The organism is Gemmatimonas aurantiaca T-27 (genome assembly GCF_000010305.1).
Classification (GTDB): Bacteria; Gemmatimonadota; Gemmatimonadetes; order Gemmatimonadales; family Gemmatimonadaceae; genus Gemmatimonas; species Gemmatimonas aurantiaca.
Genome location: NC_012489.1, coordinates 1,075,256 through 1,095,486, shown reverse-complemented (window position 1 = coordinate 1,095,486; position 20,231 = coordinate 1,075,256). Strand labels below are relative to the sequence as shown.

General features: G+C 65.5%; 16 protein-coding genes. All 16 read right to left on the bottom strand.

Translation table 11 applies throughout. The features are described 5' to 3' along the window. Positions 1 to 54: 54 nt before the first annotated feature. The 16 genes from priA to GAU_RS04650 all read right to left on the bottom strand — a co-directional run bounded on the left by priA (position 55) and on the right by GAU_RS04650 (position 20,073). Positions 55 to 2,385: a replication restart helicase PriA gene (gene priA / locus GAU_RS04725; protein WP_052574239.1), complete on the bottom strand. Its 2,331-nt coding sequence runs from the start codon at positions 2,383 to 2,385 to the stop codon at positions 55 to 57. Next, positions 2,345 to 3,376, bottom strand: a complete 1,032-nt coding sequence (locus tag GAU_RS04720) for a dipeptide epimerase (protein WP_012682413.1) — start codon at positions 3,374 to 3,376, stop codon at positions 2,345 to 2,347. The genes priA and GAU_RS04720 overlap by 41 nt, the downstream gene beginning before the upstream one ends. Before the next feature lie 42 nt (positions 3,377 to 3,418). Then, positions 3,419 to 4,348 (bottom strand): serine/threonine-protein kinase, encoded by a 930-nt coding sequence (locus tag GAU_RS04715; protein WP_012682412.1) that lies wholly within the window; start codon positions 4,346 to 4,348, stop codon positions 3,419 to 3,421. 114 nt (positions 4,349 to 4,462) lie between these two features. Next, on the bottom strand, positions 4,463 to 5,482 hold the full coding sequence (corA, locus tag GAU_RS04710; RefSeq protein WP_012682411.1) for a magnesium/cobalt transporter CorA: 1,020 nt from the start codon (positions 5,480 to 5,482) through the stop codon (positions 4,463 to 4,465). After that, positions 5,479 to 6,438 (bottom strand): histone deacetylase family protein, encoded by a 960-nt coding sequence (locus GAU_RS04705; protein ID WP_012682410.1) that lies wholly within the window; start codon positions 6,436 to 6,438, stop codon positions 5,479 to 5,481. The genes corA and GAU_RS04705 overlap by 4 nt, the downstream gene beginning before the upstream one ends. 24 nt (positions 6,439 to 6,462) lie before the next feature. Continuing rightward, on the bottom strand, positions 6,463 to 7,917 hold the full coding sequence (locus tag GAU_RS04700; protein ID WP_012682409.1) for a hypothetical protein: 1,455 nt from the start codon (positions 7,915 to 7,917) through the stop codon (positions 6,463 to 6,465). Continuing rightward, the gene (locus GAU_RS04695) at positions 7,901 to 8,551 is read right to left on the bottom strand and encodes a DUF4159 domain-containing protein (RefSeq protein ID WP_012682408.1); all 651 of its coding nucleotides are present in this window, start codon (positions 8,549 to 8,551) and stop codon (positions 7,901 to 7,903) included. Before GAU_RS04695 ends, GAU_RS04700 begins: the two co-directional genes overlap by 17 nt. Then, positions 8,548 to 10,713: a DUF4175 family protein gene (locus GAU_RS04690; protein WP_012682407.1), complete on the bottom strand. Its 2,166-nt coding sequence runs from the start codon at positions 10,711 to 10,713 to the stop codon at positions 8,548 to 8,550. The genes GAU_RS04695 and GAU_RS04690 overlap by 4 nt, the downstream gene beginning before the upstream one ends. Then, entirely contained in the window at positions 10,710 to 11,999 is a 1,290-nt protein-coding gene (locus GAU_RS04685; protein WP_156798906.1) for a hypothetical protein, read from the bottom strand. Before GAU_RS04685 ends, GAU_RS04690 begins: the two co-directional genes overlap by 4 nt. Beyond that, positions 11,993 to 12,895, bottom strand: a complete 903-nt coding sequence (locus GAU_RS04680) for a DUF58 domain-containing protein (protein ID WP_012682405.1) — start codon at positions 12,893 to 12,895, stop codon at positions 11,993 to 11,995. The genes GAU_RS04685 and GAU_RS04680 overlap by 7 nt, the downstream gene beginning before the upstream one ends. A 28-nt stretch (positions 12,896 to 12,923) precedes the next feature. After that, the gene (locus GAU_RS04675; RefSeq protein WP_156798905.1) at positions 12,924 to 13,919 is read right to left on the bottom strand and encodes an AAA family ATPase; all 996 of its coding nucleotides are present in this window, start codon (positions 13,917 to 13,919) and stop codon (positions 12,924 to 12,926) included. 14 nt (positions 13,920 to 13,933) lie between these two features. Further along, on the bottom strand, positions 13,934 to 14,260 hold the full coding sequence (locus GAU_RS04670; RefSeq protein ID WP_012682403.1) for a hypothetical protein: 327 nt from the start codon (positions 14,258 to 14,260) through the stop codon (positions 13,934 to 13,936). Further along, a complete protein-coding gene (locus GAU_RS04665) occupies positions 14,257 to 14,592 on the bottom strand; it encodes a hypothetical protein (protein ID WP_012682402.1) in 336 nt (111 codons plus the stop codon). The genes GAU_RS04670 and GAU_RS04665 overlap by 4 nt, the downstream gene beginning before the upstream one ends. Before the next feature lie 75 nt (positions 14,593 to 14,667). Then, positions 14,668 to 15,993 carry a GAF domain-containing protein gene (locus GAU_RS04660; protein WP_012682401.1) on the bottom strand — a complete coding sequence of 442 codons (1,326 nt, stop codon included), beginning with the start codon at positions 15,991 to 15,993 and terminating at the stop codon, positions 14,668 to 14,670. 33 nt (positions 15,994 to 16,026) lie between these two features. Continuing rightward, a complete protein-coding gene (locus GAU_RS04655; RefSeq protein ID WP_012682400.1) occupies positions 16,027 to 16,734 on the bottom strand; it encodes an SDR family oxidoreductase in 708 nt (235 codons plus the stop codon). Between the two features lie 105 nt (positions 16,735 to 16,839). After that, entirely contained in the window at positions 16,840 to 20,073 is a 3,234-nt protein-coding gene (locus GAU_RS04650; protein WP_156798904.1) for a WD40/YVTN/BNR-like repeat-containing protein, read from the bottom strand. Positions 20,074 to 20,231 lie beyond the last annotated feature (158 nt).

Below are 20,231 nucleotides of genomic sequence, written 5' to 3'. Positions count from 1 at the left end.
ACACACGACCCATCGGCACCAACCACGGCGGGTCGGCCGGAGGCCTACACGGACCTACAGCAGCGACACCGGATCGCGATCGACCACGAGACGCACATCCGCCGTGCGATGCGCGGCATCGGTACCCACGGGCGCCCGTTCGGCGACATAGCGCGCCAGACGCGTGAGCAATCGCGGCTGCGCCGTCTTCACGAGGAAATGCCAGCGCCAGCGGTCCTTGATGCGATCGATGGGACATGGTGCCGGCCCAACAATGGACACCCCCGCAATGGCGTGGCGCTCCAACAGCGCGCGTACCCATACCGCCGCCGCAATCGCCGCCTCGGCCACCAGGTGCTGGTGAGTACCACTCACCACCACATTCGCGATCCCGACAAACGGTGGATACGCAGGTACCTGTCTCGCCTCGAGCTCTTCCTGCACAAAGCCGAGGTAGTCGTGCGTGAGTGCGTGGCGCACCGCGTGTGCGTCGGGCATGCGGGTCTGCACGATCACCTCGCCGCCCTTGGGACCGCGTCCCGCGCGCCCGGCCACCTGACTCAGGAGCTGAAACGTGCGTTCGGATGCGCGAAAATCCGGCAGATTGAGCCCGGTATCGGCATCGACCACACCGACCAACGTGACGTTCGGGAAGTCGAGTCCTTTCGCGATCATCTGCGTGCCGAGCAGGATATCCACTTCACCGCGCCCGACCCGATCGAGGATCTGCGTGTGCGCCCACTTGCCGCTGGTGGTGTCCACATCCATGCGCGCGATGCGGGCCTCGGGGAACCGCTCAGCGACCAGCCGTTCCACCTGCTGCGTGCCCATGCCCCGACGCCTGATGGATTCGGTGCCACAATGTGCGCAGTGCGTGGGCACGACGGCCTGATACTGGCAGTAGTGACAGATCAGTGCTTCCGGAACGCGGTGATAGGTGAGCGAAATGCTGCAATGCGGGCACACCTGCACATCACCGCACGCATGGCATTGCAGATAGGCCGCATATCCGCGCCGGTTGAGCAGCAACAGCGTTTGTTCTCCGCGCACCATGCGTGACTCGATGGCCTTCAGCAGCGCGGGACTCAGCACACCGAGCATCGGATCGTAGGGCGCGTGTGGCGCACGGCCGGCTCGCTCGATCTTCGTCACAGCGCGCATGTCCACGAGTTGCACCGGCGGCAATGATGCCCCACCAGCCCGATCAGGAAGCGTGAGCCGCGTGGCCTGTCCTCGATTGGCACGCTCCCAACTCTCGAGACTCGGCGTGGCACTGCCGAGTACCACCAGTGCCCCCTCGGCACGCGCACGCACAATGGCGGCCTCGCGTGCATGATAGCGGGGCGTTTCGGCCTGCTTGTAGCTGCCTTCGTGTTCTTCGTCGACGATCACCACGCCCACACGCTCGAGCGGAGCGAACAGCGCCGAGCGTGCGCCCACGGCGATGCGACGTTCACCGCGGCGCAGTGATTGCCACGCGTCGAGTCGTTCGCCATCACTGAGTGCCGAATGCAGCACGGCTACACTGTCGCCGAATGCTCCCCGGAAGCGATCGACCGTTTGTGAGGTGAGGGCGATCTCGGGCACGAGCACGATGGCCGTACGACCCGGCTGCTGCAGCACGGCACGGAGGACCTCGATATACACCAGCGTCTTGCCGCTGCCCGTGATGCCGTGCAGCAGAAACACCTGACCGGGATCACCGGCCAGAATCGCAGCAATCGCCGCGCGCTGCGACGCACTCGGTTCCGGTGGTGGTGCCACACCGGCCCGATTGGCAAACGGATCGCGTTCCACCACCTCCTGCTTCACTTCCACGATGCCACGTTTGACCATGGCCACGATCACGCCGGCCGTGCAGTTGGCTTGCACGAGTAGCGCATCGACAGGCGCTACGCCGCCCTGCGCTTCGAGCAAGTCATACACCACGCGCTGCTGCCTGGCCCGCGCAAAGGTCTGTTCACGCTGCAACAGCGAGGGCAGCTCCTGCACCACACGCACCACGCGTTGGGTTTTTGCCCTCGGTGTGGGCGTTTTTGTCTGCAGCAGCAACGTGGGCAACATGCCACGCAGCGTGAGTCCGATGGGCGCCGCGTACCAATCGGCAATCCACTGCGCCGTATCGATCAGCGGTCCTGGCAGCGAGGGTTCGCTGTCCACCACCGACACAATGGGCTTGAGACGTACGCCTTCCGGTGCAGTGCCGGGCCCCAGACAGATGCCAATCTCGGCCCGATTGCGGAATGGCACGAGCACCCGACTTCCCACCGCCACCGGCCACGCGATGCCCGCGGGCACCGTGTAGGTGAAGGTGCGAAAGAGCGGAACCGCGAGTGCAACTTCTATGCAGCGCGGAGTATCGGAATCAGTTCCCGGCACGTCGGGTGACACCGAGCCCCGGCGCATCGCCGAGCACCACACGTCCGTCGGGGATGCCGGGACCATCGAACGGATCGTCGGACAGCAACGCCGCGCCGTCGAGGTCTGCGTCGTCGAGCAGTGGCGAGAAGTGTGCCGCGGCCGCGATGCCGAGCGTGGTTTCGATCATGCAACCGCACATGACGCGCATCCCATGCGCACGTGCCACGGCAATCATGCGCAGCGCTTCGCGCAGGGAGCCACACTTGGCCAGCTTGATGTTCACGCCGTCGACAATACCCTCGAGCTTCGGGATGTCGCTGGCCACCAGGCAGGATTCATCGGCCACCACCGGAATGTTCGACCGCTCGCGCACGAAGCGCAGTCCGGCCAATTCCTGGGGTGGCAGTGGCTGCTCCAGCATGTCCACGCCCACTTCGTTCAGCACGTCCAGCATGCCGAGCGCCTGCTTGGCCGTCCACGCGGCGTTGGCGTCCACGCGCAACTGAGCCTTGGGTGCTTCCTCGCGCACGATGCGCAGCACCTCACGATCCCACGATGAACCGAGCTTGATCTTGAGCAGCGGGTAGTGCGCGGCTTCACGTACCCGTGCGCGCAACGTGGCCGCATCGGGGGCAATGCCAATGGTGAAACTCGAAATCGGCGTGGCCTGGCGATCGAGTCCCCACATCTTCCACAACGGTACGCCAAGACGGCGCGCCGCCAGATCGTGCAACGCCGCGCTCACGGCGCAGCGGGCGGCGGCGTTCCACCGCATAGCCTTCTCCAGCTCGCGCTCGATGGCCTCGATGGACCACGCATCCGCACCAGCCAGTACCGGCGCAAATCGCTGCAGCGCCACCATCACGGTGTCGGCGGTTTCTCCGTAGTACTTGCTGGGCGATGCCTCGCCCCACCCTTCCGCCCCATCCGCATCGATCAGGCGCACCCACACCACCTGATACTCGCTCTGTCCACCGCGGGCGATGATGAACGGGTGTTTCGTGTGAACCGTGACGATTTCAGCGAGCAACTGCATGAGCGGCGCGAGTCGGAGTGGGCGAAAGAGGACGTACGAAGATCAGAGCGGTGTCAGACCGGTGGCGCGTGCGATGCGCGCGTTCCGGTAGTCCAGGCCCCCGCCGGCGGAGAGAAACTGCACCAGCGCGTCGGCGAGCTCGAACCCACGATCGTATCGTTCGGCGGCCTGCTTGTTGAGGCACTTCATCACGATCGCACTGAGTGCTGCCGGCACGCGGGTGTCCACCTGATCCGGTGCGAGGGGTGTTTCGTGCACGTGTTTGTACCCCACCGCGTAGGAGTCTTCCCCATCGAACGGCGGATGGCCAAGCAGCATCTCGTACAGCAGGAGCCCGACCGCGTATAAATCACTGCGACCGTCCACCAGACGCCCCATGGCCTGTTCAGGCGACATGTAGTGTGGCGTACCCATCGCGCGGCCACTCGCTGTCAGACGACCATGGAATCGGGCAGTGGCGATACCAAAATCGGTGAGCGCGACATTGCCATCTTCGTCGAAGAGGATATTGTCGGGCTTGATGTCGCGGTGCACCACCCCATGGCGATGCGCATAGTCGAGCCCACTGGCCACCTGCACCGCAATGGACGCGGCCGTTGAAGCGCTGACCGTTTTGCGACGCGACAGCAGGTCGGCCAGTGACCCACCGGCGTAGTACGGCATGGCCAGGTACTCGATGTCGCCCGAGGTGCCCATGTCGGCGATGGCGCAGATGTACGGATGCACCAGCCGCGCGGCGGCTTCGGCTTCCCGTCGGAAGCGCTCACGCATTTCCGCCTCCTGGGCCAAGGTGCGGTGCAGCACTTTGATCACCAGCGGACGCCCGAGCACGGCATGGCGTGCGAGATAGACATGCGCCATACCGCCGCTGCCGAGGCGCTTCACCACCGTGTATCGGTTTCCGGTGGCGTGGCGCAGCTCGCGCAGTTCCTCATCGGGAATGTCGATGGGCGGCGCCGAGACTTCTGGCAACGGCGAACCACAGCGCGTGCATTTGGCCGCCGCCGCTCGATTCCAGGTCCCGCAGTCAGGGCAGAACATCGCGCACCGGTAGAGGAGAAAAGCCGGCAGCGGCCGGAAACACCATCACAGCCACCGCCGCCACCGCAGATAACAAAGTAGCAGCAGACCCAATCCGAGTTGTACGACCAGCAACAGCCAGAAACCGTGCGGCCATGCCGACAGCGGAATATGCGAAAAATTCATCCCCCACATACCACTCACCACCACAAATGGCAGCGACATCGTGGCCACCAGAGACAGGGCCTTGGTCGTGGTCCCCAGACGGTTGGAGACCTGCGTGAGGTACGAGTCCATCGTACTGCTCAACAATTCGCGATAGGTGTCCAGCGCGTCGTTGATGCGCAGCACATGATCGTAGATATCCCGGAAATAGATCTGCACTTCCGGTGTGATCAGCGTGCTGGGCCGGTTGGTCAACACGTTCATGACTTCACGGGACGGCTGCAGATAGCGCCGCAGCGACAACACCAGCCGCTTCACCTGGAACAGGTCGCGCAGTGCGGTATCGTCGAACTCCACGAACACCCGTTCTTCGAGGCCATCGATGAATGCATCGATCTGCTCGAGGATCGGGAAGTACGCATCCACGGTATCGTCGAGGATGGCGTGTAACACGCGCTCCACGCCGCGGTTGAGCAGGTCCGGGGAGCGTCGGATGACGTCCGAGATGCGATCGACCGATTCCATCGGCCCCGCATGCACCGTCACGAGGTAGTTGGAGCCGAGAAAGCAGTACAGATCCTTGGTCTCGAGGTCGTACGGGTCATCCGTGCCCGAAGCGAGTGATACGCCGCGGATGATGATGAACAGGAAGCCTTCGTACTCCTCGATCTTGACGCGGGAATTCGGATTGAGCGTGTCCTCCACCGCCAGTGGATGGAAGTGGAATACCTTTTCGAGCAACGCGTGTTGCGATCGCACCGTGGAATCGATGTCCACCCACAGCGGGCCGCCTTCGGCCAGCAACTGCGAGACCTCGCGCGGATGACAGTCGATGACCTCGCCACCGCCCCGTGCGCGGTACACGGTGCGCGGCAGCGGATCCGGTCGATGCGGATCAGACGTGGGGACGATACGGGTCACAGCAGTGCCTCCACATGGACCATCACGGCCTGCGCCACCGGATCCGGGGCGTATCCTCCCTCCAGCGCACTCACCAGCCGTCCGCCGCACCACCCCTCTGCGCGCTCCACGAGAGCTCGTGTCAGCAGATGGACATCATCAAGCGTGAGTGTGAACGCGCCGAGTGGGTCCCCCTCGAGACAGTCGAAGCCGGCACTGAGGATCACGAGATCCGGGGTGAAGCCTTCAGTGGCCCGATCGATCGCCTGCAACAACGCCTCCCGATAGCGCGCCGGCTCGAGTGACGGCGGCATAGGCACATTCCACACGGTGTCATGCGGCCCCCGATCGTCCGCCGCGCCAGTGCCAGGGTACCACGGCCACTGATGCATGGACACGAAGTGGATGCGCGGCTCGTCTTCGACCAGCGCCTGCGTGCCGTTGCCGTGATGCACATCCCAGTCGATGATCAGCACCCGCTCACACGCGTGATGCGCCAGCGCGTAGTGCGCGGCAATGGCCACGTTGCCGAACAGACAGAACCCCATCGCCCGGTCGCGCAGGGCATGATGCCCCGGGGGACGCACGGCACTGAAGCTGCGCACCGCGCGACCGTCGAATGCCATGTCGACGCCATCGAGCAAGCAACCAGCGCCTGCCGTGGCGGCATCCCATGAGCCCTCGCTGACCACCGTGTCGGGGTCGAGACGTCCACCACCCGACTGCACCAGATCATGCACCCGCGCGATGTACCCCCGGTCGTGTGCCAACGCGAGTTCGTCCACGGTGGCGTGCCGACCTTCGAGGTGCAGCAGACGTTCGAACAACGCCTGACGTTCCCGCAGGGCGCGCGGAATCGCCCGCAAGCGACCGACATGTTCGGGATGCTCCCACCCCGTGTCATGACGACCGCAGTCGGAATGCGAAAGAAGTGCGACGGTGGCAGATCCGGAGGCGGGTCCCGCAGTTTCGGTCATCGATGCCCAGCGGCGGGGGAGATCCTAGCGCAGTCCACGAAGTCGCCGCGACGCCCACTCGGCGAGCAACGTCAGGGCGGCCAGCACAAAGAGTATCGCCGGCACCTGCCCCCCGAAACCACGTGAGCCGCCATTCGCCCGGTTCATCGCCGGCAACGAGTCGAGCGGTGCACCAGCCAGGGCGACGAGGTCCGCGTAGGGCGCCACGTCACCCGGCCAGGCTCCCACGGCGGGAGCCACCCGCACCCCCTCGGGTACCGTGAGTGCGACCAGACGCCCCCACCACCGGCGATGATCGGTGATGCCGTCATCGGTGCCTTCCATGCGCCAGCGCCAGCTCTGCCGATACGCCGACGCCACCACCCGTCCCGCACCCAGGCGTCGGGCCACCACCACCACTTCGTCGTGGCCATGAGAGCCCGCGTCGCGCAACACAGGCTCCGCATCGGCGGCCACCGCAAGCTCCCAGGCATCGAGTCCCTGACGCGGAGACGACGTGAGCAGCGCGCCGGGCGTGGCATTGCGTATCTCCGTCGCGCGGACGGGCCGCAGTGCGGCCAATGACGGCACACGCAATGCATCGCCCGACAACAGCAACCCTCCGCCTTGCATCACGAAGCGGCGCACAAGGGCCGCGTCGACGGCCATGCTGTCGAGCACCACCACCGCCGCGTATCGCGCGGTATCGAGGCGCTGTGGTGCGCCAACGGTGGACACACCGGTGGGGGAAATGCGCAGTGCACCATCCACCAGCCACCCCAATTCTTCGAGCGCTGCGATAGTGAATTTGCTCTCCCATCCCGGCTGCGCCATCACCAGCACACGCTTGGGCGAGGCGGAATCCACCGCCTGCTGCACGGCTACTGATGCTCCCACCCGCGCCCGCACCGGCGCCGTCAGTGAAACAATGCGCCAACCGTCGACGGTTGGAACGTGGGGCGTGGCGGTGGTCAGTGAGTCGGTGGTGGACGCCGCGCCAATGGAATCGAGCAGTCCGCCGGCATCACGCAACGTGAGTACACTCGCGGCAGGCCGACTCACGCGTACATCGAACGTGGCGCGCGGTGTGGCGTCGCGAGTGATGGAGAGCGCCAGACCCAACGCACGCGTGTGATCCACCCACGTCATGGGCTGTCCGGCAGACTGCATGGCACCCAGTGCCGCGCGGGTGGCCGAGGTGGGCAGCTTGTCGAGCGACATCAAGAGGGTGTCGTGCGCCGTGCGAGGATCCTGTACCATCCGCTGCAGCACAGCCAGCTCACGCTGCGCGACCGTCGGACCATCCCCTTGCTCACCTGCCGTATCGGTCGCACCAACGGTGCCCAGCGCCACCAGCCGAGATGCACCACGACGATCGTCGACGCGATGCGCCATGAACGCCGCGACCACACCGGCGCCCAACGCCATGAACGCGATCGCGCGACAGCAGCGCTCGAACAGCAGGCGGCCGGACGCGACCGTATCAGCGCGTGAGCGCATACACCACCAGGTTCACGCCGAACTTCGTATTGTCGATCGACAGGAAACGTTTGTTGTCGGGATGGAAGCTCCATTCCGAGCTGTAGTCCTTGTTCGAATACAGCACGCTGATGCGACCATCACGCAGTACGGCTTCGAGATGCTCATGCACCAGGTTGTCGCCCCACCCATTCATCTCGTGCGACGTGGTGGGAGGACCATCGTCGAACTTGAAAAAGCAGCGATAGAGCTCGTGGGTGTTGGGCAGTTGTACCAGCGGGCCCGCCACACGGCGAATCTCCTCGCGCACCGTCTTGTGGAACGCCCCATCGACATCGTGGTTGTGGTCATCCACGAACAGCATGCCGCCACGGGCCAGATACCGCGTGAGCACATCGGCTTCCCGCGTCGTGAAACGCACCGGCAAATGACCGGTGAGGTACAGCAGCGGGTACTGAAACGCAGCTTCGGAAGCCAGAGGGACGATCACACCCTGCGGGCGCACCGGCAGGGATGTGTAGCGCGCGATCGAATCAATGACGTTGGCAGGCACCAGGGGTGCCGAATCCCAGTCACCACTTTCGTATTGCGCCGTCGCGAAGATAAACGGCTCCGTGGACGCGTGTGGCATCGCGGTCTCGCCAAATCTGCTCATGGCGGCAGGACCCGCGACCAGCGTCCGACTGGCGCTCGCTCCACGTTGCCCAGTGTGCGTCGCGCATCCACTAGCAGCGGGGTGAGATCGTCACCCCGCTCGAGCGCTTCGAGCACACGACCCAGCGCGGCGGCAAATGCGGGGGCATCGCTCAGCGTCTCCACACGCAACAGCGCCAGCGAATCCCGGGCCGCACTGCGCGTGATGGCCAGTGTGCCAGCATCCGCGCCGCGGGTCGCCAGCAACTGCGCGATCGACACCAGTCGCACATCACGCTCGACATCGCGGCGTGGCAAAGCCGAACGCAGGGACCGCTGGGCCACCATGCCGGTGTCTTTGCCCACCAGGCGAACTTTGGCGATGTCGATGACCACCTGCGGCGGACGTCCCCTCAGATACACGCGCGAAGCTGCGCGCGACCGTTCGATCGCTTCGAGCGCCAGACGCATCGGCGGAATCGCACCGTGCGGATCTCCCTGCTCGAGGGCTCGGCCGGCGTCCCACATCGCATTGTAGGCTTCGAGTAGCGGCTTGTTGATGGCCACCACCGGCGAGTCGTTGCCTTCCTCCAACATGCCGTTGGTGCTCGCACTGTTCATGCTGAGCTTTCCACCCTGCTGGTCGATGCCGTGGTCATGACCATCGTCGGCTGAATGCGCATGTTCCGCCGACGACTCACCCGACAGACGCTGGAAGATCACATCCCCGACGGCCAACCGCAGACGTGCCTGGTCGCGCGCCAGTTTCTGCGATTCACGGACCACGTCGGCCCGGGCCAGACGGGGACGCTGACGATCGAGCTTTTCGGTGAGCATCAACAGCATGCGCTGACTCAGCAACGACTTGTCCACTTCCGGCGGCGGTGCAGGCTCCACCGCCACCGAATCGTATTCGCTGGGTTTGGCGATGCGGAACACACGGGTCTCACTGCTGCCCACGTCCCGTGTTGGCGAAGGATGTCCATCGCGCGCGATCGCCCGCAGGTGCACGATGTCACCTGGCACCAGCTTGAGCGCGGCGATATCGAGTGTGGCCCGCACCGTGGCCTGTCGCTGCCGTGCCGTATTGGGCCAGGTCGTGGTGCCGATCGCCACCGTGCGTACGGTGAAACGTTCGCCTTCCCCAGAACTCACAATGAGCTCGAACGCCGCGCGCGTGAGACCGATGTCGTCACGTGCTGACGCGGCCAGCGTCAACGTGCCGCGGGCTTCACGAAACACACTGTCGCGGGCTGGTGCGTCCAGCGTGACCGCCGGAATGGTGTCGGCACGCCCTTCAATCACCAACAGACGGCTTCGCCCTCCCCGCGCGACGTGCATCGTGCTGGGGGCGCTGTCGGCCACGGTGCGCGCGGACCAATCGCCGTCTCGCACCTGTGTTGCGACCGGCACGGTCACCGTCGACTCTGGGCGCCCTGAAAACACCTCCGGAGCCGCACCGTCACCGACAATCTCCACTGTGCTGCCAGCCAATGCGGCAATGGATGCCACGTCCCCGGACGTTTGCACGCGGCCACCCACATACGCGGGTGGTGTGACGCGCACCTGCCAGGCACCGAGCGGCACATCACTGCCCGCCGGCACACCGGTGGCGGCCGGCATCGCGCGACGCACGCGCTCGGGCACGATGCGGTGCGACACGTTCGAGAATGCGAGGACGGCCAAGCCCGCCGCCACGAAGGCGAACGGTCCGCGCCAGGCGCGCCACCGCACAGTTTGCAGACCGTCACCAACGTGCACGCCACGCAGAATCTGCTGCGAAGCCTGCAACAGCGGTGTGGTCTCCTGCCGGATCGCGGGAGTGTTGGCGTGTTCGACCAACGTCACCAGAGCGAACGATGGTGACATGGACTGACGCTCTTCGATCCACAGCGCGGCGATGGCACGCGTGGGGGAACGACGCGGACGCAACCACCACCACGCCGCCGCACCGATCAGCAGCGCCACACCGGTCAGCACAACTGAAGACGCGGACGCGCCGAGCGCGATGGTCACCGTCCGCATGACAATCGCGACGCCGAGCGCGACACCGAGGGCAAGCAGCAGTGCCCGACCATGCTGCGCGCGCGTCAACGCATGACGGACCCCGTCGACCTGTGCCACCAGATCGTCGACATCCTTGGCCGCAGGCGTGCCATCGTGCATGGGCGTGGTGCGATTCACGCGGATACCTCGCGGCGGCGCATCACCTGCTCGACCACCAGCAGACTGAGTGCAGCCACCAACAACAGTGGTGTGAGCCACCACGGTTCGCTGCGCGTCGACACACTGCCGGCGCGACGGAACTGGTCCGCCGCGGCAGGTCGTGCCATGCTGCTGTCACCCAATCCTTCGGTCGATACCAATGTGGTGCCGCAGGGTGCCGTGAGCGCGGTGCGCAGACCGGCCGCCGCGGCGCCTTGCAGTTGGTCGCTGCCTGCTGTAACGGGCAGATACACGGCGCGGGTGCAGCGACCATCGGTCGTGCGCTCGACAGCCGCCACCTCACCATCGGTCCACCACACCAGCGGATGCTCTCGCTGGGTGCTATCGGCTTCGTGGCGATACGCGCGCACAAAGGGTGCGATCAACGCCACCTCCATCGCGGCCACACCGCCTGCGCTGTCGGCAGGTGTGCGTGGGTGCCAACCACGCGGCGCACCCACTCGTGGCCAATGCACAACGATGGTGTCCCCTTGCGACACCATCGTCTCGGGCAGCGAATCACGCTCGATGACCACCGGACGCGCCGTGCGCACATCGGCAAACGCCGCAGTCACCGGATCATCTTCCAGCGACGAACGCACCGCTACCGCGAACCTCATTCGGCCAGCCGAGCTGTCCGCAAGCGCCGCGTCGCGCGCGCTTGGGTGCTCATGCGGGATCACACGCACGTCACCAGGCCAGGCCGCGCGCCACGCCTGCCATCCACGTGTCGAGCGTACCTGGGCTGGCAGCACGACGGTCAACGCAATGCGCTCCACCGCCGCGTCGGACGCGGCGATACGGGAGGCCTCGCGCTGCGCCGTCACCAGTGCGGCGCCGGGGTCGGTGCGCACTCCAGCACTCCAGACCACCTGCATCACGTCGTCTGTTGCCACTTCAGAAGATCGATCACCAGGCGCATTGCGCGTCCCCGCGGCGATCGCTGGCCACCAGACGGCCGAGTCGGCGCGAAAGGTGGAGTCGGCCACCACGAGGTGCACACCACCCGGACCACCGGCGTGGCATCGTGCGCCGGCCAGCGCGGCGCCAGCGAGCAGCAGCGCAGCAATACGCAGGGCCAGCAACAGCAGATCGTTCGGACGCGGTCTGCGCGCCACCGCACGTGCATCGCCGGCTTCCACAAAACGCGCCGTTGGCAACCACAGCGTTGGCGGCTGTCGCACCGACAGCAAATGCAACGCGGCAATCACCAACGCTGCCGCGACGGCCACTCCCATCACCCAGGGCACCCCGAAGCTCAGCACGATCCGGCGCCCACCACCACCGCGCGCACAGCACGGGCGGGTTCCTGGTTCGTGTGCACTTCCGTGTAACCAGCCCCGATCGCGCGCCAGCGCTGGCGCGTGGCATCGCGGAAGGCGCCGAAGGCCTGCGTGTACGCGGTGCGTTCGCGGGCCGGCAGCACCACGCCTTCCGCGCGCGCTTCGGCAGACTCCGGATCGCGCACGAGATGAGCGCCTGACGGCAGCAAAAGTTCCTCGGCGGCCACCACGTGCACACACTCGAACTGCGCCCCCGCGGCCGTGAGCGCTGCCGCCGCGCGCAGCAAGGCGTCCTGATCGCCGAGGCAATCGGTGAGGCAAACGATGCGGGCGTTGGATGACAGCGACGCCACGGTGGGTGTGAGGGCGTCCGTACCACCACACGAGACGCCGTCGAGTACGCGGGCAATCTCTGGCACCGCGCCGCGTCGTGTGCGCGGAGGCATGCGCGACACACCGTCTGCGTGGGTGACGATCACACCAATCGGGTCACTCGACGCATGCACGACGGCCGCCAATCCGATGGCGACATCACAGGCCATACGGAATTTGCTGCGTGAGCCCGATGACTTCTCGGGGAATGCCATGCTGGCACTGCCGTCCACCACCACCCACGTCGTGAGCAGAGCCCGATCGTCGCTGAGCTTGATGAATGCCCGATCACTGCGCCCCAGCAGCTTCCAATCGAGCGCGCGCGGATCATCGCCCTGTCGGTACAGGCGATACTCCGTGAACTCGCCGGCCGTACCACGCTGCGACGACCGATGGGCCCCCGGAGGCGCAGCGCCCACGGCGCGGCGCGCGGGCCACCGAAGCCCACGGACCGCGTCGAGTAACGCGCCATATCCCACTGCGGGGTTCTCTGGGCCGTGCGACATCGCCGTGGCCTACTGACCGAGTCTGCGCTTACAGTGCCGCAGCACTCGTGGGCGCCGCCACATGCGACAACAGCGCCTCGATGATCGGCTCAGCCGACACACCATCGGCTTCCGCCGCAAAATTTGGCAGGATACGATGCCGCAACACGGGCATGGCGACACGACGGATATCCGCCGGTGACACCGCCGCCCGCCCCGCCAACAAGGCGGCTGCCTTGGCGCCCAGAATCAGCGCCTGACCAGCGCGCGGACCAGCGCCCCACCGCACATACCGTGAGACGATCGCCGGCACATTCGTTTCCTGTGGACGCGTGGCACGTACGAGACGCGCCGCATACTGCAGCAACAATTCGCTGCACGGCATCGCGCGCACGGCGCGTTGCAGTGCGAGGGCTTCGTCTGCCGTAAAGACGGGCGTGATGGGTGCACCACGGGCGCCCGTGGTCGCCCGCAGGATGGAGACCTCTTCGGCTTCGGTGGGATACCCCACACGGATATCGAAGAGGAATCGATCGAGCTGGGCTTCAGGCAACGGATAGGTGCCTTCCTGCTCGATGGGATTCTGCGTGGCCAACACGAAGAACGGCTCCGGCAAACGCATCGTCTGCCCTGCGGCCGTCACGCTGTGCTCCTGCATGGCTTCGAGCAACGCGGCCTGCGTGCGTGGCGGCGCGCGATTGATCTCATCGGCCAGCACGATGTTGGCGAACACCGGCCCCCGCACAAAGCGGAAAGCCCGACTGCCACCACCACTTTCTTCGAGGATCTCGGTGCCAGTGATGTCGCTCGGCACCAGATCCGGCGTGAATTGGATACGACGGAATTCGAGCGCCATCGCATCGGCCAGCGACTTGATCATGAGCGTCTTGGCCAGACCGGGCACACCCACCAGCAAGGCGTGTCCACCGGCGACCAGCGCCATCAGGATCTCATCGACCACCGCATCCTGTCCCACCACTCGCTTGCCGATTTCGGCGCGCAGTCGCTGCACCGATGCAACCAATGCGTGTACGTCCGTGTTCACGTCGCCACCGCCACTCACCGCACCGGGCGCCGCCGCCGCGACGTGAGAAAGAGCGTCGAGGCGTTCAACGCACCGGCCTGCTGCAGGGTGAGTGCTTCGTTGAAGATCTCGGCGCCCCGCAGCTTCACGAGATACTGCTCGTGATGTTCGATGTCCGGCAGCAGGTCCGCCATGGCCGCCTGCTTCATGGCACGCACCGTGGTGTCCGGCGTGCACTCCACCCGTACGGCATCCCAGGCATCGGCGGCCTGCACACGCAAGGTCCACACGGCCGGCGCTCCGTTGGGCGTCACCGAAAGAATGCCGGGACGCACGCGCAATGTGTTCGGAAAGCCGCTCACGACGTGCTCTCCGCGAGCAGGGCCGCCGGTTCAACCGACGACGGCACGACCGGTGGTGCCGGCGGCAAGGAATCGAGGAACCGCGCGATCTGCTGATCGAAGAGATAACTCGACCCGCTGACTGCGGTGCCGGCGTCGGTCACGCGCGCCGCGATGGCGATTTCCTCACCACCCTGCCCACGCAAGACCACATGCGACGGGCCCTGCTTTTCCACGAACGCCGTGTAGATGCCCCCGCGCTGCGCGAAAAAACGCACGGCGGCCGCAAGGACATCAGCGACGCTGAGTGAAGTGAATTGCTCCTGCAACTGGCGAGACGATTGCTGATGCATGACGTCAGGTCCGCGGTTTCGTGAAGTACGTGTGACGGGAAGACCGGTGCGCCACAACCACCGGCGCAACCGAAGTCACGCGTGGCCGGAGAACACGGGAAATACCACCGTGATCGACTGCGCACCGTCGGCATGGTCGCGCCCGTCGTCGAGACGGAGGTCACCACCCAGGCGCGCCACCAACGCCTGCGCCATCGGGAGGTCGGCGGCGGTCACCGACTGGCGCACGGCAAGGTACGGATCGTGCGCTTCGAGTGACAGCGCCTCCTCGCGTATGCGAAGTATACGTGAGGACGTCGCAGGGGGTTGGTCATCAGTGGGGAGAATGGGACGCCCGTCCCACCCCACCGTGAGGGACAGAGAGTCCTGTCCCTGCCCGATCGCCACCCGTACCAATCCCCGCTCGGTGGCGGCTCCCAGGATGCCCAACCCCACCAGCAGCTCCAGCGCGCGCTGCAGCAACAACGTCTGGGTGCGCAGGGTGGGAAGCAGCGTGGGCGGTTCCAGAATCTGCACCGGAATCGACGGCGCCACGCGGCGCCACGATGTCACCGCCGCCTGCACCAGCGCCCGCACATCCACCTCTTCGCCATCACGCAGCAACTCCAGTGCGCCACCGGGCGCGGCGGTCATGGTCACCGCCGCATACTCGCGGGCCACGCGGGCCAGCGAACGCACGGCGGTCAACCGCATCGCGGCATCGCCGCTGATCGGATCACGCCCTGTGCCGTCTCCACCAGCGAGGGGTGCGACGGGCGCGGTCAACGCCAACATGGCATCCAGCACCAGCGTTTCCACGGCGCGCCGATCGTCTTCCGCTTCGCGCCACGCAGCAGCGCGCGTCTCGAGTTCGGCGTTGGCATCGGCCAGTGCCGCATTGGCTCGGCGCAGCGCATCGAGTCGCCGCGCCTTGTCGGTGGCGGCCGCCATCTGGTCGGCGACGAGACGGACCAATGAGCGCTGTTCATCGCGCAGGCTGGTCGCATCCGTGAAGTAGAATGCCACCGCGCCGATCGGCCCCTCAGGCGCTTCCAACGGTGCGGCAATGATGGACCGGAATCCCAGCTCCTTCGCCACCTCGTGCCACCCGGTCAGGGTGGGATCGGCAAACAGATCTTCCACCTCCACCAGCCGCCGTTCGGCCACGGCCAGGCCAGACGGGCCATCGCCCACACGCACGCGCAACGCACCGATCCACGAGCGATGCGCCGCCGGCCACTCATGCTGGGCCACGGGGCGCAGCAATTCCCCGTCGGCGCCCAACTGCATCACCAACGAAAACGAGGCGCCGAGCAGCGGGGTGACACGCGACAGCGCGAACTGCTGCACATCGGTCGGGTGTTCGGCCACGAGAAACGCATGGGCAATCTCGCGCACAGCGAGCAGGTCACGTCCATCCATCAGCAAGTCGCCGCAGGGGAAGGAGAAGCGATATCAGGCACCCGGACGCGGGCGCTTCGGCGACAACGGACGCACCTCGAGACGGTGCACCAGCATGTGCTGCGGCGTGGTCACGGCGAAGTACACCGCGTCGGCCACATTCTCCGGCTCGAGCATCCAGGTGGTATTGGTGCCCTCGGGAAACAGGTCGGTAGCAACCGATCCCGGCGTGATGACAGAGACGCCCACACCGGCATCGCGCACTTCCAGCATCAGCGATTCCGCGAAGCCCATCACGAAGTGTTTGGTGCCCACATAACACGTGCCACCCACGAACGTGTTGCGCCCTGCCGTGCTGCCGATGATGCACACATGGCCCACGCCACGTGACATCATGCCCGGCAACAGCGCCCGTGTCACGTGATAGAGCGCGTGCACGTTCACATCCACCTGATGATGCCACTCCTCTGGGGTGGTTTCGAGGAACGGCTTGAGGTGGGCCACGCCGGCATTGTTGATGAGCACATCCACTTGCACATCACGCAGCGCATCGGCGACCGCGGCAAAATCCGTGACGTCGAGCGCGATGCTCCGCACCCGCTCGCCGATCACGGCACATTCTTCGGTGAGGCGCTGCAGGCGTTCGAGATCGCGCGCCACGAGGATCAGGTCGTGCGTAGGCGCCAAACGCAATGCGATGGCGCGGCCGATGCCCCGGGAGGCGCCGGTGATCAGAGCGACAGGACGTGTAGAAGCAGTCATGCCCGGAATCTAGATCACGAACGCATGACAGGAGAGACAAGAGCCCCCGACGATCCACGGTATCGGGACCATCGGGGGCTTTGTCCTGCTACGCCGTCGCGCAGGTTACGGCGTCGCGCCGCAGCCGGTCACGACGGTGCACTTGGGATCGAGCAGAGGCAGCTTGAGCCGCGTCAGCTCGGTGTTGACGGCCGTCAGGTCGGTCTTCCACACCTGTTCGAGCGTGCGCTGATATCCCGCCAGCTCCTTGGTCAGGATATCGAGGATCTCCGGCATGTAGGTGCCCGGTGTGCCATCCCCCCGTTCGGCCATGGCCAACAGATTCGCGAGGCGGTTGTTGACCTTGATCGGGAAGTTGAGCGGGTCTTGCCCACTCTGGTTCTTCACCTGATACACGTTCTCTTCGACCCCCGACGCGTTTGTGCGCAGGACCTCGCCCTTGCTCTTGAGCGCGGCATCGTCGGTGGCACGCTTGAGACGGTCGGTGAGCTGGTCCTTCACCCGGCGGATCTCGATCACCGCGCGCTGCGCTTCGTTGGTCTTGTCGCGCACCTTCTTGCCGAAAGCATACTGCGCCCGCAGGTCGGCGTCGGTCACATCGGCCACCAGGGGACTGCGCCGAATGGTGAGCGGCGCCTTGAGCTCCTGGCCATCCGCTGTCAGACGCACGCTGTAGCGACCGGGCGGCAGTGCCGGACCGGCCGTGCCGGCCCCCCACAGGATCATGCCCGGGAAGCTCTCCAGTCCCGTGGAACGCAGATCGAACGTGAACCGCGACAACCCCGCCGTGATGGGGAAGGTGGCCGTCGTGCCACGACGACGTCCGCCCGCTGCACCTGCCGTCGCCGTAGCGGTGTCTCCGGTGTATTCACGCACCACCGTGCCCGTGGAATCGAGAATGGCCAGCATCGCCCGCTTGGGCTTGGTGGCAAAGCGCCAGTTCAGCGTCACGCCAGGCGACGACCGCAGACCCGTCACCGGCGCATACAGGTGCGACGACGCCGCCAGCACGGTCGGCGTGGCCTGACGCAGCGGGGTGATGTTGTCCAGCACCCAGAAGCCGCGGCCATGCGTGCCAATCACCAGTTCGTCGCGCTCCACGATGAGATCCGCGACCGGGACATCCGGCAGGTTGAGATTGAGACGCTGCCACTGCGCGCCGTCGTCGTACGAGATGTACACGCCGTGTTGCGTGGCGGCATACAGCAGGCCGCGACGGGTGGGATCTTCGCGCACGGCGTGCACGTAGTCCTCCGCGCCCAGGCCATTCACGATCTTGGTCCATGTACGACCGTAGTCCGTGGTCTTGAAGATGTACGGCGCCCGATCGTTGAGCAGCGGACGACGCACCGACATGTACACGGTGCCCGCATCATGCGAGGACGCATCGAGCTGCGAGACGCGCCCGAAGTCCGGCATGTCCTTCGGCGTGATGTTCGTCCACGTCTTGCCGAAGTTGCGGGTGACAAACACCAGACCATCATCGGAGCCGGTGAAGATCGTGTTCACGTCCTTCTTGCTCGGACCCACCGAGAAGATCGTCCCGTACACTTCGGGACCATTCATGTCACCGGTGATCGGGCCGCCCGACTTCTCCTGCGTTTCCGGCGCGTGCCGCGTGAGATCCCCGCTCAGGTTCATCCACGTGCGTCCCCCATCGCGTGTGGCCCACAGGCGCTGCGACGACACAAAGAGCAGCTTGGGATCGACCTGAGAGAACAGAATGGGGAACGTCCACTGCCAGCGCTCGCGGATTTCCTTCGAGGGCTCGCCGGAGTAAAACCACGGATACGGATTCACTTCGCGCGAGAGGCCGGTGCGCTTGTTGAACTTGTCCACGTATCCGCCGTTGTTGGTGCCGGCGTAGAACACATCCAGGTCGAGCGGGTCGGGCGCGATGTAGCCCGGCTCACCACCGCCCACCTGATACGACACGGCCACGCCACCCTGTGCCTCCTGGCCCGGCTCGGCATTCTGCCGCCCCATGTTCCAGTTCATCGGCGTGCACAACGTGCTGTTGTCCTGCTGCGATCCGCAGACATGAAACGGCACGTGCTTGGTGGTGATGACGTGATACCACTGCTCCGTGGGGAAGTCCTGCGCGGTGTAGGCCTTGCCGCCATTGAACGTCACCGTACCGCCGCCGTCATTGCCGGCCACGAGGTGCTCCGCATCATCCGGATCCACCCACAGATCATGCCAGTCGGCATGGCTACCCTGTCCAATGCTCGTGATGGTCTTGCCGGCATCGTCCGAACGGAAGAACGACACGTTCTGGATGTACACCCGATCGGCGTTCTTGTGATCGGCGTACAGGTGCGTGTAGTAGAACGCCCGCTGACGGATGTTACGGTCACTGTTCATCAGCGTCCACGTGGCACCCGCGTCGTCGCTCTTGAACAGCCCGCCATTCTCGTTCTCGATCAGCGCGTACACACGATTGGGATTGGCCGCCGTGACAGCCACACCGATGCGTCCGACCAGACCCGATGGCAACCCGCTGGCGCGCGTGATCTCCGTCCAGGTATCACCGCCATCGGTGCTCTTGTAGAGACCAGAACCCGGGCCGCCCGACGACATCTGATATTCCTTGCGATAGGCTTCCCAGAGTGTCGCGTACAACACGCGAGGATTGGCACGATCGAGGACGATGTCCACCGCACCGCTCTTCGCATCCTTGAACAGCACGCGCTTCCAGGTCGTACCACCATCGGTGCTCTTGTACACGCCGCGCTCTTCACTGGGCACACTGTACTTGCCAAGCACCGCCGCAAAAACGATGTCGGGGTTGGTGGGATGCACGCGAATCTTCGAGATCGCATCCACCGTGCGGAAGCCAAGGTGTTTCCATGTCTTGCCGGCGTCGCTGCTCTTGTAGATGCCATCACCCGGCATGATGTTGCCGCGAATGGCGCTCTCACCCATGCCGATGTACACGACATCCGGATGCGACTCGCTCACCGCCACCGCCCCCACGGATGCGCTCGTGATGTGACCATCGGTGACGGGGAACCAGTTCTCGCCAGCGTCGATGGTCTTCCAGAGGCCGCCGCCCGTTGCGCCGAAGTACGCCTCGTTCTTGCGTCCCTTCACACCACTGGCCGCGATGGAACGCCCACCGCGGTCAGGGCCGATGTTGCGCCAGCGATACTGGGAGAGAAAGGCCGAGTCGAGCGTGACCGGTGCAAGGGCCGGACGCGGAGCCACGGCAGGCGATGTTGCTCGTGCAGGCGGTTGAGCCGCGGGCTTGGCCGGCGGCTGGAGAAGGGCGGCAGCGGGCAGTACCAGAGGGAATGCCAAAGGCACGGCCAGCCACGCGAGTGTTCGCGAAGCAACCATGAGGAAAACGGTGAGGGGCGGGGAGTGAACAACGTGCCTACGTTGTCGACTCTCCGCCCCTCTCGCAACTCATCCCTGCGTCGGTGATTCTTCCGGTACGGATGGCACCGCGATCAGCACCCGTCGGCGTGCCATGGCACGCTCAACGGCACGCTCAA